A 15,523-nucleotide genomic window follows, 5' to 3' on the forward strand; every position below is an offset into this window, starting at 1 on the left:
CTCCCGGAGGGAGTCACCGGGAACTATGCGAGCGCCGCCTTAAGCCAGCATTAAAACCCGGGCCCCCGGCCGCGCGCCGGTATTTCCACGAAGATGCTTTCAAAAGACGAAAGGTTTTGATAACATGCCGCCCGATATGTAATGCGAATGAGTCGTATTTATGTTCAGGGGCGAGAGGCGCCCCCAACTCTGGCCGATATGAACAATCAACGAACCACACGCCGTACGGGGCGCGGACTCCTCCATCCAGTGCGGGTTGCCGCCTGGCTTACGTTTGCCGCGGCGGCGCAGTCCGCTTTTGCCCAATCCGCCCCCGAGCAGTCGCTGCCTGCCGTGAAGGTGAACGCCGCCGCCGTGTCCGACTCGCCGCTGCACCTGGAGACGCCGGTGTCGAGCGGCGCGCTCGGCACGCGCTCGCAGCTCGACACGCCGTTCTCGACCACCGTGGTCACGGGCGACGATCTCGCCGACCGCCAGGCGAACAAGCTCGGCGACGTGTTCGCCGGCGACGCCTCGGTCACCGACAACAGCAACGCCTATAGCGCGTGGGCCACCTACATCACGATTCGCGGCCTGCCGATCGACTGGCAGAACGGCTTTCGCATCGACGGCAATCCGTTCATCTCCTACGGCATCACGATGCCCTACGAGAACCTCGAGCGCGTCGAGCTGCTCAAGGGGCTCGGCGGCTTCATGTACGGCTTCGCGCAGCCGGGCGGCGTGGTCAATTACGTCACGAAGAAGCCGGGCCCGGACCCGGTCACGAGCTTCGACCTCGGCTACCACATGGACGGCGTGCTGACCCAGCACGTCGACCTGAGCCGCCGCTTCGGCCCCGACGGCATGTTCGGCGCGCGCATCAATTACACGCACGAGGCGGGCAAGACCTATAACGCGGGCGACATCAACCGCAACTCGGTGGCGCTCGCGCTCGACGGGCAGCTCACGCGCGACCTCGACGTCTATTTCAACGCGATCTACCAGCAAAGCCGTTCGAGCGGTCAGACGCCGGCGATCTATGTCTCGCCGGGCTACGTCGGCACGAGCCTGCCGGCGACGATCAGCGGCGGCACCAACTGGCTCGGCGGCACCGACCAGCACCTGAACACCAACCTGCAGCTCTACACGGCGGGCGTCAAATACCAGATCGCGCCCGACTGGACCTTCAACACCTCGGCGAGCTATACGAAGTCGACGCGCGACCGCAACGAGAGCACGCTCACCCTGCTCAATCAGGCTGGCGACTATCAGGACAGCCGCTGGAACGGCGACGAAAGCAATCAGGACATCTACTGGCAGGGTAGCTTCGAGGGCAAGGTGAAGACCGGGCCGCTCACGCATCAACTGGTGTTCGGCGCGGCGATCCAGCATCAGACCAACGACTATCCGGCGGCGACGGCTCCGGGCTCGGGCCTGCTCGGCGATGGCAATCTGTACGAGCCCAACCTGTTGCGCTACTACTCGGGCAGCGGCCTGCAGAGCTATCGCTCGAGCGAAATCAACCAGAAGGCGCTGTTCCTGAGCGATACCGTCGAGATCACGAGCCGCTGGTCGGTGCTCGCGGGCCTGCGCTACACGAACTACGATCAGGAAAGCTTTGCGGTATCGGGCGCGACGACGGCGGCCTATGGGCAGAACGGCGTCGTCACGCCGACCTTCGCGCTCATGTACAAGCTCGAGCCGCAAACCACGCTCTATGCGAGCTATGTGGAGTCGCTGGAGCCGGGCCAGGTTGTTGCGGACAACTATTCAAATGGCGGATCGGTGCTCAATCCGCTGCGCTCGCGCCAGTATGAAATCGGCATCAAGAGCGAGCACGCGCGCTGGAGCGCGAACGCGGCGCTGTTCCGCATCGAGCGTGGCGCCTCGTATGCGAACAGCCAGAACGTGCTGATGCAGGACGGCGATTCGATCTACGAAGGTCTGGAGGCGGGCGGCAGCGTGCGCCTTGGCCGTAGCTGGCAGGTCTCGGGCGACGTCATGCTGCTCGACACGTGGTACGCGAAGGGCCAGCAGTACAACGGCAAGCGCGTGGCCGGCGCACCGCAGTTCGTCGCGGCGGCGCGCGTGAGCTACGACGTGCCGTTCGTGCCGGGCCTGCAGGTGGGCGCCGACGCGAAGTACACGGGCAACACTGAGGTGCGTCCGGCCGGCGATCTGGAGACGGGTGGCTACATGCTCGTGAACGTGGGTGCGAACTACATGACGCGCATCGGCGGCCACGACGTGACGCTGCGCGCCGCCATCGACAATCTCACGAACCGCCGCTACTGGATGTTCCAGTACGACAGCTACATCGCGCCGGGCGATCCGCGCACGATCAGCCTGAACGCGAAGATCGATTTTTAACGCGTGTTCAAAAACCACGCCGCACCGAAAGCGTCGCGCCCGTGCTATGCGAATGCAGAATCGCGACGCGCGCCGTGGCGGAGAACACCCAGTCGTCGACGGTCAGCGAGAGCCGCCGCTGAGGTTGCGCCCCGATCGCCAGGGTGGCGTCCGGCAACTGGGTGATCGCAAGCGGCGACGTTGCCGGTATGCCCAGATGCAGCGCGCCGGACGTCTGCTGCCCCGGCTCCGGCGGCGGTCCCAGCTTGCCGCCGCCGAACCGGTAGGCATGCGCGATCTGCGCGCTATAGAAGTCCGGCAGTTGCGCGTCGAAGGGCGCGTGCTGCTCTGCCTGATACTGGAATTCATAGCGATGCAGATAGCTTTGCGGCGCGGGAATGGGAGGGACGACCTCCACGGGCATCGGCGCGATACTCGCGACCGTCATCTCCTCGGGCATGTTCGCAAGAGGGGCGTCCGCGATCGGGCCGTCCGCGAGCGCGTACCCGCTCAGCAGGAGACATACTGCGCCGACAATCCTTTCGTTCAGGCACGCCATGGACATGCCTCCAGAGGAATGGAAACGTCACGCTATCGAATGTTGTGTCCGAACAGACCGCCTTTGCCGCTGCACTTGCACTCACTCATTCTAGTCAGTCAATTGCGACTTGCTATCCGAATCTGTGCAGGCCCGTACAAACCCCGAATGGTGTGTGAAGCGATCGGCACTACGTGGCGGGTAGGTGTGCCCCTGGCGGTCTATCGCTATCGGTTGTCAGTTTTGCGCTATATGACTTGAACCTGACGCGTGAATACTACGCCGTCAGGAATAACTCGGCGGGCCGGGAATGAGAAAGCATGTGGACGGCGCAGCTATCGCCATCATGGTGACGCTGTGCCTGATCTGGGGCGTTCAGCAGGTGGCGATCAAATCGGTGGCCGGCGATATCGCGCCCATGATGCAGGTGAGCGTGCGCTCGGGCGGCGCGGCCGTGCTCGTCTGGCTGTTCAACCGGTTCGTCGCGCGCGAGCGCTGGCTGCCCGGCATCGCGCTGCGCTCGGGGCTCGTGGTGGGCGTGCTGTTCGCGCTCGAATTCCTGTTCATTGCCGAGGCGCTGCGCCGGACCAATGCCTCGCACGTGGCCGTGCTGCTCTATACCGCGCCCATGTTCGCGGCCATCGGCCTCCATTTGAAGCTGCCCGACGAGCGCCTCGCGCGCCTCCAGTGGGCGGGCATCGGCCTTGCGTTCGTGGGGATCGCCGTCGCGTTTCTTGGCCCGACGCTCGTGGGCGGCGGCCACGCGGCGAGCGCCAACTGGCTGTTCGGCGACTTCATGGCGCTGTGCGGCGGCGCGGCATGGGGCATGACCACGGTGGTCGTGCGCACCACGCGCCTGAGCGAGGCGCCGCCCACGCAGACGCTCTTCTACCAGCTCGCGTGCGCCTTCGTCCTGCTGCTGCCGTTCGCGTTCGCCACCGGCCAGAGCCGCTTTCACGGCGCGCCGCTCGCGCTCGCGAGCCTCGCGTTCCAGACCGTCGCGGTGGCCTTCGTGAGCTACCTCGTCTGGTTCTGGCTGCTGCGCCGCTATTTTGCGGCGCGCCTCGGCGTGCTCTCGTTCATGACGCCGCTCTTTGGCGTGGCGATGGGCGTGCTGCTGCTGCACGAACATGTCGATGCGGCGTTTCTCGCGGGGTCGGCGCTCGTGCTCGTGGGGCTGCTGATCGTGAACGGCCAGGCATGGCTGCGCCAGCTGTTCGTGCGAGGCCCGCGCGCCGAGGGTGGGGCGGGCGTTTGAGCGATGCAACCGCGGGCCGCCCGCGCGTAGCCTGAGGCCTCCCCGCCCAAACACTCATACGAATGCGCGCGTGATGTTCGTGCGCGGCGCGCGCTATGCCGAAATCGTCATTGCCGAAGGGCCGTTCGAACAAGACGGCCCGACGGGCGAGACCTACGATTGTCGGCATGAAAACCCTCACCGTAATCGACTCCCATACCGGCGGCGAGCCCACGCGGCTCGTGACCGAAGGCGGCCCCGAGCTGGGCCGCGGCCCGCTCAGCGAGCGGCTCGAAATCTTCCGCCGCGACTTCGACAGCGTGCGCGCCGGCGTCGTCAACGAGCCGCGCGGCTCGGACGTGATGGTCGGCGCGCTGCTCTGCGAGCCGCATGACCCCGCGTGCTCGGCGGGCGTGATCTTCTTCAACAACGTGGGCTTTCTCGGCATGTGCGGGCACGGCACGATCGGCTTGATCGTTTCGCTCGCGCATCTGGGGCGCATCGCGCCGGGCGTGCACCGGATCGAAACGCCGGTGGGCGTGGTCGAGGCCGAGCTGCACGCGGACCGCAGCGTGACGGTGCGCAACGTGCCCGCCTACCGCTACCGCCAGGGCGTGCCGCTCGACGTGCCCGGCCTCGGGCGCATCCACGGCGACATCGCCTGGGGCGGCAACTGGTTCTTCCTCGTCTCCGATCACGGCCAGTCACTCGAATTCGCCAACGTGGAATCGCTCACGGAAACCTCGTGGGCCATCCGCCAGGCGCTCGAAGCCAACGGCATCACGGGCGAGGGCGGCGCGCTGATCGACCATATCGAGCTGTTCGCCCATTCCGGCAAACCGGGCATCGACAGCCGTAATTTCGTGCTGTGCCCCGGCAAGGCCTACGACCGCTCGCCGTGCGGCACGGGCACGAGCGCGAAGATCGCGTGCCTCGCCGCCGACGACGCGCTCGCACCGGGCGCGACGTGGCGCCAGGAGAGCATCGTGGGCAGCGTGTTCGAGGCGCAGTACGAACGCGGCGCGGACCTCGCGCCCGGCTACGTGCGCCCGAGCATTCGCGGCACGGCGCACGTGAGCGCCGAAGCCCGGCTGATCTTCGGCGACGACGACCCCTTCGCCTGGGGCATTCGCGCGTGATGAAGGCGATGGGTTCCTGTCCCGACGTGATCGTGGTGGGCGCGGGCATCGTGGGGGCGGCGTGCGCCTGTGAGCTCGCGCAGCAGGGCGCCGACGTGCTCGTGCTCGAACGCGCGGGCGTGGGCGCCGGCGTGAGCGCGGCGGGCATGGGGCACCTCGTGGTGATGGACGATTCGCCCGCGGAGTTCGCGCTTTCGGCATGGTCGCGCGAGCTCTGGCTCGATCTCGCGCCGCGCCTTTCCGCGCGCGAGGCGTTCGTGCGCTGCGGCACGCTCTGGGTGGCCACCGACGACGAGGAATACGCACTCGCGCAAACGCGCCAGCAGGCGCTCGAAAGCCAGGGCGTGGCGTGCGCGATGCTCGATGCGCAACAGGTGCGCGAGGCGGAGCCCGCCTTGCGCCAGGACTTGCGAGGCGGCATGGTGATTCCCGACGACGCCGTGGTCTATGCGCCCGCTGTCGCCGCATGGCTGCTCGCGCAGCCGGTGAAAGGGCGCATGACGTGCAGGCTGCAGACGCGCGTGGCGCGCGTGGACCGCGCGGGCGTGATGCTGGCGGATGGCGAGACGCTGGCCGCAGGCGCGGTGCTGCTCGCCAACGGCCTGCAAGCCGCCGAGTTGCTGCCCGGCCTGCCGATGCAGGCAAAAAAAGGGCATCTGCTGATCACGGACCGCTACCCGGGCACGGTGCGCCATCAGGTGCTCGAGCTCGGCTATATCAAGAGCGCGCACAACACGACGGGCACCTCGGTGGCGTTCAACGTGCAGCCGCGCCCTACGGGGCAATTGCTGATCGGTTCGTCGCGCCAGTTCGACAGCCTCGATCCCGCCGTGGAGCCCGCGATCCTCGCGCGCATGCTGCGCCGCGCAGCCGAGTATCTGCCGGAGCTGCCCTCGCTCAATGCGATTCGAGCATGGACGGGCTTCCGGCCCGCGACCCGCGATGGCCTGCCGCTGATCGGCCCCGCCGCGCAATTTGCCGGCGACGCGTGCCATCGCTCGACGTGGCTCGCCACGGGGCACGAGGGTCTGGGCGTGACGACGGCGCTGGCCACGGGCAAGCTGATCGCCGCGCAGATGCTGGGCGCGTCGGACGCGTTGCGGATCGACGCCGCGCCGTATTTGCCGGCGCGCTTTGCGGCCGATGCCGCGACGCATGTCGCGCACACGGGAGCCACGCATGTCTGAGACGATTACGCTCCAGGTGGATGGCCGCAGCGTCAGCGTCGCGCGCGGCAGTTCGGTCGTGGCAGCCGTTGCGCTCGCAACGAATCATGTGGGCGTGGTCACGCGCCGTTCCGTGAGCGGCGCCTTGCGCGGACCGCTGTGCGGCATGGGCGTGTGCCAGGAATGCCGCGTGACGATCGACGGCGTGCGGCATCGGCTCGCCTGCCAGACGCTTTGCGCGGACGGCATGCAGGTGGTCACGGGGAGAGCCGCCGAATGAAGTTCGATATCCTGATTATCGGCGCGGGCCCCGCGGGACTCAACGCGGCGCGCGTGGCGGCGCATGCGGGCGCACAGGTCGGCATCGTCGACGACAATGCCTTGCCGGGCGGTCAGATCTGGCGCCAGGGTCCGCAGCATCCGCCTGCGGGCCACGCGCGCGAGGCCATCGAGTCGATCGAGAAACTGCCCAACGTCAGGCGCCTGAGCGGCACGCGCGTCGTGCAGGCGAGCGGCGCGCGGCAACTGTTGGTCGAAGACGCCGCGCGCGGCTATACGGTCGATTACGGCAAGCTCATCGTGGCGACGGGCGCGCGCGAACGTTTCCTGCCCTATCCGGGCTGGACGCTGCCGGGCGTCACGGGCGCGGGCGGCCTCCAGGCGCTCGTGAAAGGCGGCATGCCAGTGCGCGGCGAACGTATCGTGATCGCGGGGACGGGGCCGCTCCTGTGGGCCGCCGCCGTCACGGCGCGCGAGCATGGCGCGCGGGTGGCGGCCATCGTCGAGCAGGCGCCGCCGCATGCGGTGCGCCAGTTCGCGGCTGGCCTCGTGGCGACGCCCGCGAAGCTCGTGCAGGCGCTGCGCATGCGCTTCGATCTGCGCGCGACGCCCTACCTCTGCGGCGCGCACGTGGCGGCGGCGGGCGGCGAGACGCAACTCACGCACGTGCGCGTTCGCACCGCAAACGGCGACATGAGCATCGATTGCGATCGCCTCGCGTGCGCCTATGGACTCGTGCCGAATACGCTCGTGGGCGCGGCGCTCGGTTGCCGGATCGATGAATCGCAGGGCGTGGCGGCGATTGTTGCCGATGCCTTGCAAGCCACCTCGATGCCCGATGTCTACGCAGCGGGCGAATGCACGGGCGTGGGCGGCATGGAGCTCGCCGCCGTGGAAGGCCGCATCGCGGCGTATGCGGCCCTGGGCGAGGACGCGCAGGCGCGCGGACTATTCGCGCAACGCGAGCGCTACCGGCGCTTTGCCGCGCGCCTGCACGAAGCCTTCGCGCTCGATCCGCAATTGCGCACGCTCGCCGCGCCCGATACCGTGCTGTGCCGTTGCGAGGACGTGCGCTTCGGCGACGCCGCGCAATACTCCTCATGGCGTGACGCGAAGCTTCAGACGCGCTGCGGCATGGGCCCCTGCCAGGGCAAGATCTGCGGCGAGGCGGCGGCGTTCTGCTTCGGCTGGCCGCGCAATGGACAGGCCGGCCAGCGGCCGCCGTTTTCACCGGCACGCATCGGCACCTTGCTCGAAGTGCAGAGCGAGGCATGACGCTGGGCCTGTGCATCTGCACAGTCATCATCGGGCGGCGCGAACATTGCGCCGCCCGATTTTCTTTCGCGGATGCGCAAGCACGCATGGCAAGGGCATAATCGAGCGGATCCCGACTCGCCACACTTCGTAATGCCCGAACTGGTTCTGCCCACCGCCCACGAACACACGACGCTGCCGCAGATGGTGGCGCATTTCTCGCTGCTCGAACCGCTCTTCGACGCGATGCCCGATGTGGTCTTCTTCGTGAAGGACCACGAGGCGCGCTACGTGATCGCCAACGTCACGCTCGCGGCGCGCTGCGGCTTCAAGGACAAGCGCGCGCTGCTCGGCAAGCGGGCCGAAGAAGTGTTCCCGATGCGTTTCGGCCGCATCTATACGGAGCAGGACGAGGCCGTCGTGCGCCAGAACAGCCGGCTCATCGACCAGCTCGAACTGCATCTGTATCCGGGGCGCCAGCCGGGCTGGTGCCTGACCTCGAAAGTGCCGCTGCACGATGCGCAAGGCCGTGTGCTGGGCGTGGCCGGCATCTCGCGCGACCTGCAGGCGGCCGAGGGCACGCACCCCGCGTATCAACGCCTCGCCATTGCCGCGAAGTACATCCAGGACAACTACGCGCAGCCGCTCAAGCTCTCGCATCTCGCCACGCTCATCAACATGTCGGTGGCGCAGATCGAGCGCTACTTCCACAAGATCTACCATCTCACGCCGCGCCAGATGCTGCTGAAAACGCGGCTCGATGCAGCCTCCGAACTGCTCGCGGGCGACCTCAGCATCACCGACATTGCCACGCGCTGCGGCTATAACGATCACAGCGCGTTTACGCGGCAATTCAAGGCCACGGTGGGCCTGACGCCGAGCCAATATCGCTCGCTGCTGCATCCGCAATCGGGCGACGCGGATTGAGCTGGCACGCCGCTGCGCTCTATCCAAGCCACAAATAAGCAAGTTTCGCGCGCGAATTTCCAGGGGTTGTCCCGGATAGTGCCCGCATAGGCGCTGCGCGCTTGCCCGATTGTGCCGATTTCGTCTTTTTGAGTCGCGAAAGCCCCCAAGCATTACGCGGCCCGGATAGCGATACTTCTTCACATCGCCACACCGTGTTGGCGCGATTCATTCAACGAAGGAGATTGTCACTGTGAGCCGTAACGCTATCCAATGGAGCGGGGTGTTTCCCGCCGTCAGCACCCAGTTCAAGCCGGACTTCTCGGTCGATATCGATGCGACTCACCGCGTGGTGAGCAACCTCGTCAAGGACGGCGTCTCGGGCCTCGTCGTCTGCGGCACCGTGGGCGAGAACACCTCGCTCAACACGAACGAGAAGCTGGCCGTGATCGAAGCGGCGCGCGACGCGGCGGGCGGCAAGGTGCCGGTGATCGCGGGCGTGGCCGAGTTCACCACCGAGTTCGCGCGTCAGACCGTGCGCGAAGCGCAGCGCGTGGGCGTGGACGGCGTGATGGTGATGCCGGCGCTCGTGTACTCGGCCAAGCCGCACGAGACGGCCGCGCACTTTCGCGCGGTGGCGTCGAGCACCGACCTGCCCGTGATGGTCTACAACAATCCGCCGATCTACAAGAACGACGTCACGCCCGACGTGCTGATCGCCATTCAGGATTGCGAAAACATCGTCTGCTTCAAGGACTCCTCGGGCGACACGCGCCGCTTCATCGACCTGCGCAACGCCGTGGGCGACCGCTTCGTGCTGTTCGCGGGCCTCGACGACGTGGTGGTCGAGAGCATTGCCGTGGGCGCGCAGGGCTGGGTCTCGGGCATGTCGAACGTGTTCCCGAAAGAAGGCGAGACGCTGTTCCGCCTCGCCAGGCAAAAGCGTTTCGAGGAAGCGCTCGCGCTCTATCACTGGTTCATGCCGCTGCTGCACCTGGACGCGCGTCCGGACCTCGTGCAGTGCATCAAGCTGTGCGAAGAGCTCGTGGGCCGTGGCAGCGCGCTCACGCGTCCGCCGCGCCTCGCGCTCGAAGGCGAAGCGCTCGCGCACGTGAAGGCGGTGGTGGAGAAGGCGCTTGCGACGCGCCCGCAACTGCCCGACGTGGGTCTGTAAAGCCTGACGCCCTCGCACGCCGCGCGGCGCAATTTGCGTAGCCGTGCCTGCCGGACTCAGGGCCTGTTCCCGCTAATAACAGGCTCGCGCTGGCCGCCAGAAGGGCCGAGCGCGAGGATTGCGACGAAGCGAATACTCGACGTATTCGTGAGGAGTATGACGCGGCGATCGGCCCTTCTGGCAGCCAGCCCCTGGATTGAAATTATTGATTTGGGGAACGTGTCTTTCCGGCCGCATTGCGGCGTCGCGCGTCGCTTGTTTGGCTCGGCCAAACGGCGCTCCTTACTCCTTGCACTGCGACCGGAAAGGCGCGTTCGCGAGCCTGTTATTAGCGGGAACAGGCCCTCGGTCGCGGCACGGCTACGTAACGCCCGCGGCCTCATTCCTATACGAGGAGACACGGCTATATGTCCACGCAAGGCAATCTGCATCGTTCTGTACCTCTAAACAATACGGCGGACAACACCGCCGGCGACCAGGGCGGCGCCGGCCGCTTCAAGAAGCAACTCTCGCTCACCGACCTCACCTTCATCGGCCTTGGCGCCATCTTCGGCTCGGGGTGGCTGTTCGCCTCCAGCCACGTCTCGGCCATCGCGGGGCCGGCCGGCATTGTTTCCTGGCTGATCGGCGGCTTTGCGGTGCTGCTGCTCGGCATCGTCTATTGCGAGCTCGGGGCGGCGCTGCCGCGCGCGGGCGGCGTGGTGCGCTATCCCGTGTACTCGCATGGCCCGCTGCTCGGCTATCTGATGGGCTTCGTCACGCTCATCGCATTCTCGAGCCTGATCGCCATTGAAGTGGTGGCCGCGCGCCAGTACGCCGCCGCATGGTTCCCCATGCTGAGCAAGCCCGGTTCGGGCAATCCCACGACGGTGGGCTGGCTCGTTCAGTTCGCACTCCTGTGCCTGTTCTTCTGGCTCAACTATTCGAGCGTGAAGACCTTCGCGCGCGCGAACAACCTCATCAGCATCTTCAAGTTCATCGTGCCGCTCTCCGTGATCGGCGTGCTGTTCACCTTCTTCAAGCCGGCCAATCTCACGGTGCACGGCTTCGCGCCGTTCGGCATGTCGGGCATCGAAATGGCGGTCTCGGCGGGCGGCATCATCTTCGCCTACCTCGGCCTCACGCCGATCATCTCGGTGGCGAGCGAAGTGCGCAATCCGCAGCGCACGATCCCCATCGCGCTGATCCTCTCGGTGCTGCTTTCCACGCTGATCTACGTGCTGCTGCAACTCGCGTTCATCGGCGGCATTCCGACCGATACGCTCAAGCACGGCTGGGAAGGCGTGAGCAAGGCGTTCTCGCTGCCGTACCGCGACATCGCGCTCGCGCTGGGCGTGGGCTGGCTCGCCTATATGGTGGTGGCCGACGCGGCGATTTCGCCGAGCGGTTGCGGCAACATCTATATGAACGCCACGCCGCGCGTGGTCTACGCATGGGCGAAGACGGGCACGTTCTTCCGCGTGTTCACGCGCGTGGACGAGGCCTCGGGCATTCCGCGTCCGGGCCTGTGGCTCACGTTCGCGCTCGCGGTGTTCTGGACGTTGCCGTTTCCTTCGTGGGAAGCGCTCATCAACGTGGTGTCGGCGGCGCTCGTGCTCAGCTATGCGGTTGCGCCCATTTCCGTCGCCGCGCTGCGCCGCAATGCGCCCGATATGGCGCGTCCGTTTCGCGTCGGGCGCTTCGGCATCGTCGGGCCGGTGTCGTTCGTGATTGCCGCGCTGATCGTCTACTGGTCGGGCTGGGGCACCGTTTCGTGGCTGCTCGGTCTGCAGATCGTGATGTTCGTGATCTATCTCGCGGCAGGCCGCTTCGTGCCGACGCGCCAGTTGAGCCTGGCGGAGCAGGTGCGTTCGTCGATGTGGCTCATCGCGTTCTATGCGCTGATGATCGTGCTCTCGTGGCAGGGCAGTTTCGGCGGCACGGGGACGCTCGCGCATCCCTACGACACGGTGGTGGTCGCGCTCGCGAGCCTCGGCATCTATTACTGGGGCGCCAGTACCGGCGTGCCGGCCCACAAGCTGCAACTCGACGACGACGATCAGTAACGCCGCCGTCCTTGTTCCGGCGGCGGCTGGCCATACGCCTTGACGCCGCCGGATTCCGATTCGTTTCAAGCCGGGCCTCGCAGGCCTGGTGTTTTTTTAGGGGGCAATATGACCTTAACCGGCCAGTCGCTGATCGGCGCGGCAAGCGTGCCAGGCACGAACGGCGCATTTCATGGCGTGGACGCTCGCACGGGCGAGGCGCTCGAACCCGCATTCGGCGGCGCGACGCAGCATGACCTCGAGCGCGCCTGCGCGCTCGCGGAGAGCGCCTTCGATGCGTACCGCGAGACGGATCTGGAAACGCGCGCCGCTTTCCTCGAAACCATAGGAGAGCAGATCAATGCGATCGGCGATGCGCTGATCGAGCGCTGCATGGCCGAAACCGGCTTGCCGCGCGCGCGTATCGAGGGCGAACGCGCGCGCACGGTCGGGCAGCTCAAGCTCTTTGCGGCGGTGCTGCGCAACGGCGATTTCGTCGACGCGCGCATCGATCCCGCGCAGCCCGAACGCAAGCCCATGCCGCGTGTGGACCTGCGTCTGCGCAACATCGCGCTGGGGCCGGTGGCCGTGTTCGGCGCATCGAATTTCCCGCTGGCGTTTTCGGTGGCGGGCGGCGATACGGCATCGGCGCTGGCGGCCGGCTGCGCCGTCATCGTGAAGGCGCATAGCGCGCACCCCGGCACTTCCGAACTCGTGGGGCGCGCGATCCAGCGCGCGGTGCAGATCTGCGGCTTGCCCGAAGGCGTATTCTCGATGCTGTTCGACAGCGGGCTCGCCATCGGCCAGGCGCTCGTGGCCGATCACCGTATCAAGGCGGTGGGCTTCACGGGCTCGCGCGCCGCGGGCGTGGCGCTCATGAAGATCGCGAATGCGCGCGCGGAGCCGGTGCCGGTCTATGCGGAGATGAGTTCGATTAATCCCGTCGTGCTGCTGCCGGGTGCGCTGGACGCGCGCGGCGCGGCGATTGCACAGCAGTTCGCCGCGTCGCTCACGCTGGGCGCGGGACAGTTCTGCACGAATCCGGGTCTCGTGCTGGCCGTGCAAGGCGAGTCCTTGCGCGCATTCGAGCAGGCCGCGAGCGTCGCGCTCGCCAACGCGAATGCAGCGACGATGCTCACGCCCGGCATTCACGCGAACTACTGCAAGGGCGTCGAGCGTCTCGCCGCGAACCCGAGCGTGGAACGGCTCGCCAGCGGTGCAGCGGGCGGCCGCTTCGACGCCCAGGCGGCGCTCTTCGCGACCACGGCCGAAGCGTTCCTCGCGCAGCCGGCATTGCGCGACGAGGTATTCGGCCCGGCGTCGCTGATCGTGCGTTGCAAGGATCTGCACGAGCTGCATGACGTGCTGAAGGCGCTCGAAGGCCAGTTGACGGTGGCCGTGCACCTGGACGACGCCGACCACGGGGCCTGCCGCACGCTCCTGCCGACGCTCGAACGCAAGGCGGGCCGCGTCCTCGCGAACGGCTTCGGCACCGGCGTGGAAGTGGCGCACGCGATGGTGCATGGCGGGCCCTTTCCCGCGACCTCGGACGCGCGCACGACCTCGGTGGGCAGCCGCGCCATCGAACGCTTCCTGCGCCCGGTCTCGTATCAGGACTTGCCGGACGCGTTGCTGCCGGTGGCGCTGCGCGAAGGCAATCCGCTCGGTCTCGCGCGGCGCGTGCACGGCGTGATCGAATATCAAGGTGATCGGGATGACTAATCAATCAGCGGGCGTCGTGCTCTCGCTCGACGAACTCTTTGCGCTCGCACGTAAGGCGCTCATGCATCACGGCATGTCGAGCGCGCATGCGGATGCCATTGCGCGCGTCATCACTCAGGGCCAGCGCGACGAATGCCATTCGCACGGCATCTATCGTCTGCTCGGCTGCGTGCGCTCGGTGCGTAGCGGCAAGGTCGATCCCTGCGCGGAGCCCACCTTGCGCGACGTGTCGCCGGGCGTGCTCGCCGTGGACGCGCATTATGGCTTCTCGTTGCTGGCCTTCGAGACGGGCTTGCCGGTGCTGGCGGAAAAGGCCCGCACGCAAGGGCTGGCCGCCATGGCGATCAACCGCTGCTTTCACTTTTCGGCGCTATGGCCCGAGGTGGAGGCGATTGCGGCGCAGGGCCTCGTCGGCCTCGCGATGAACCCGAGCCATAGCTGGGTCGCGCCGGCGGGCGGCACGCGCGGCGTGTTCGGCACCAACCCGATCGCGTTCGCGTGGCCGCGCGAGCACGGCCATCCGTTCGTCTTCGACTTCGCGACCAGCGCGATTGCGCGCGGCGACATCGAACTGCACGCGCGCGAAGGCAAGCCGATTCCTGCGCATTGGGCGATCGACCGCGAAGGCCAGCCGACCACCGATGCGCGCGCCGCGCTCGAAGGCGCGATGCAGACCTTCGGCGGCCACAAGGGCTCGGCGCTGGCGGCCATGGTGGAACTGCTCGCGGGCGCGCTGATCGGCGATCTCACGAGCATGGAATCGCAGGCCTTCGACGATGGCGCGGGCGCGAGCCCTTGCCACGGCGAACTGGTGATCGCGTTCGATCCGAGGCGGTTCCTGGGCGCGGATTACCAGGCGGGGCAGGAACGGGCCGAGCGGATGTTCGAGGCCGTGGTCGGGCAGGGCGCGCGCTTGCCTTCGCAACGGCGGTTCGATGCGCGCGAGCGGAGCGAGCGCGATGGGGTGCGTATTCCGCAAGCGCTCTATGACGATGTGATGTGCTTGTTCGAGTGAGCGATTGATGGCTCGGCCGCCGCCGGCGCCATCGCGGCCCGCAAGCGGCTGCCCCATCAAAGCGCCGGCCGCTTCAGCGCTACCCAGCGCTGCACGGAGGGCCGCTGCCACTGGTACTTCGCATAGTCCGCGAGCAGCGGCGGGACCGGGTCGCCATTCAGCACCAGCCGGTTGAGCATCAGCGCGAGATCGGTATCGGCGATGCACCAGGCGCCGAACAGATTGGGCTGTCCCTGGCCGAGCAGCGTCTCGCAGGCCGCGAAGAGCTTGCGCGCGCCGGCCTTGGCGACCTCGGAAAGCGGCGTATCGAACGGGTGACGAAACAGCACCTCGGTCGGGCGTTCCGTGCGCAACTGCAGGAGGTCGCTGCGCAACCACGCCTGAATCTGGCGCGCGCGTGCGCGATGGTGCCGGTCCCCGGGATAGACGGGCGGCTCGGGAAAGACCTCGTCGAGATACTCGATGATCGCCGTCGATTCCGAAAGCGCGAAGCCGTTATGGATCAGCGTGGGCACGCGCTGCGTGAGCGAGGTCGCGGCATAGCCCGGCGCCTGCTGGGCCTGCTGCTCAAGATCGACGCGGCGTAGTTCGAAGGGCAGCCCCTTCTCGTGGAGCGCCACGAAAACCGACATCGCATAGGGGCTCGCGTAGTGCGCATCGGTATAGAGTTCAAGCGTCGGATTCTGCAAGTCTGTCTCCATTGAGCGCGGCGCGAGGCGCCACGACCGTTCATGGTACGCC

General features: G+C 67.1%; 13 protein-coding genes. 11 read left to right on the forward strand and 2 right to left on the reverse strand.

Annotation, left to right across the window (positions count from 1 at the left end; all coding sequences use genetic code 11):
* Positions 1 to 198 precede the first annotated feature (198 nt).
* Positions 199 to 2,349, forward strand: a complete 2,151-nt coding sequence (locus U5775_RS00730) for a TonB-dependent siderophore receptor (RefSeq protein ID WP_415913484.1) — start codon at positions 199 to 201, stop codon at positions 2,347 to 2,349.
* Between the two features lie 7 nt (positions 2,350 to 2,356).
* Here U5775_RS00730 and U5775_RS00735 read toward each other — a convergent pair whose 3' ends face one another.
* On the reverse strand, positions 2,357 to 2,887 hold the full coding sequence (locus U5775_RS00735) for a hypothetical protein (RefSeq protein ID WP_322056202.1): 531 nt from the start codon (positions 2,885 to 2,887) through the stop codon (positions 2,357 to 2,359).
* 289 nt (positions 2,888 to 3,176) lie between these two features.
* Between U5775_RS00735 and U5775_RS00740 the strand changes: the two genes are divergently transcribed.
* The 10 genes from U5775_RS00740 to U5775_RS00785 all read left to right on the forward strand — a co-directional run bounded on the left by U5775_RS00740 (position 3,177) and on the right by U5775_RS00785 (position 14,782).
* A complete protein-coding gene (locus U5775_RS00740) occupies positions 3,177 to 4,124 on the forward strand; it encodes a DMT family transporter (RefSeq protein ID WP_322056203.1) in 948 nt (315 codons plus the stop codon).
* Positions 4,125 to 4,282: 158 nt separating this feature from the next.
* Entirely contained in the window at positions 4,283 to 5,242 is a 960-nt protein-coding gene (locus tag U5775_RS00745) for a 4-hydroxyproline epimerase (RefSeq protein WP_322056507.1), read from the forward strand.
* Between the two features lie 8 nt (positions 5,243 to 5,250).
* A complete protein-coding gene (locus U5775_RS00750; RefSeq protein ID WP_322056204.1) occupies positions 5,251 to 6,429 on the forward strand; it encodes an FAD-dependent oxidoreductase in 1,179 nt (392 codons plus the stop codon).
* Entirely contained in the window at positions 6,422 to 6,688 is a 267-nt protein-coding gene (locus tag U5775_RS00755; RefSeq protein WP_322056205.1) for a (2Fe-2S)-binding protein, read from the forward strand. The genes U5775_RS00750 and U5775_RS00755 overlap by 8 nt, the downstream gene beginning before the upstream one ends.
* Positions 6,685 to 7,962, forward strand: coding sequence for an FAD-dependent oxidoreductase (locus tag U5775_RS00760; protein WP_322056206.1), 1,278 nt, complete (start codon positions 6,685 to 6,687; stop codon positions 7,960 to 7,962). Before U5775_RS00755 ends, U5775_RS00760 begins: the two co-directional genes overlap by 4 nt.
* A 132-nt stretch (positions 7,963 to 8,094) precedes the next feature.
* Positions 8,095 to 8,868, forward strand: a complete 774-nt coding sequence (locus U5775_RS00765; RefSeq protein WP_322056207.1) for an AraC family transcriptional regulator — start codon at positions 8,095 to 8,097, stop codon at positions 8,866 to 8,868.
* Between the two features lie 232 nt (positions 8,869 to 9,100).
* The gene (locus tag U5775_RS00770; RefSeq protein WP_322056208.1) at positions 9,101 to 10,021 is read left to right on the forward strand and encodes a dihydrodipicolinate synthase family protein; all 921 of its coding nucleotides are present in this window, start codon (positions 9,101 to 9,103) and stop codon (positions 10,019 to 10,021) included.
* Between the two features lie 407 nt (positions 10,022 to 10,428).
* The gene (locus U5775_RS00775) at positions 10,429 to 12,066 is read left to right on the forward strand and encodes an APC family permease (RefSeq protein WP_322056209.1); all 1,638 of its coding nucleotides are present in this window, start codon (positions 10,429 to 10,431) and stop codon (positions 12,064 to 12,066) included.
* A gap of 108 nt (positions 12,067 to 12,174) precedes the next feature.
* Positions 12,175 to 13,767, forward strand: coding sequence for an aldehyde dehydrogenase (NADP(+)) (locus U5775_RS00780; protein ID WP_322056210.1), 1,593 nt, complete (start codon positions 12,175 to 12,177; stop codon positions 13,765 to 13,767).
* The gene (locus U5775_RS00785) at positions 13,760 to 14,782 is read left to right on the forward strand and encodes an Ldh family oxidoreductase (protein WP_322056211.1); all 1,023 of its coding nucleotides are present in this window, start codon (positions 13,760 to 13,762) and stop codon (positions 14,780 to 14,782) included. Before U5775_RS00780 ends, U5775_RS00785 begins: the two co-directional genes overlap by 8 nt.
* Positions 14,783 to 14,838: 56 nt before the next feature.
* On the opposite strand, the gene yfcF is transcribed toward U5775_RS00785, so the two are convergent.
* Positions 14,839 to 15,483, reverse strand: coding sequence for a glutathione transferase (yfcF, locus tag U5775_RS00790; protein ID WP_415913485.1), 645 nt, complete (start codon positions 15,481 to 15,483; stop codon positions 14,839 to 14,841).
* Positions 15,484 to 15,523: the final 40 nt, after the last annotated feature.

It is taken from the genome of Paraburkholderia sp. J63, from assembly GCF_905220245.1.
GTDB lineage: Bacteria > Pseudomonadota > Gammaproteobacteria > Burkholderiales > Burkholderiaceae > Paraburkholderia.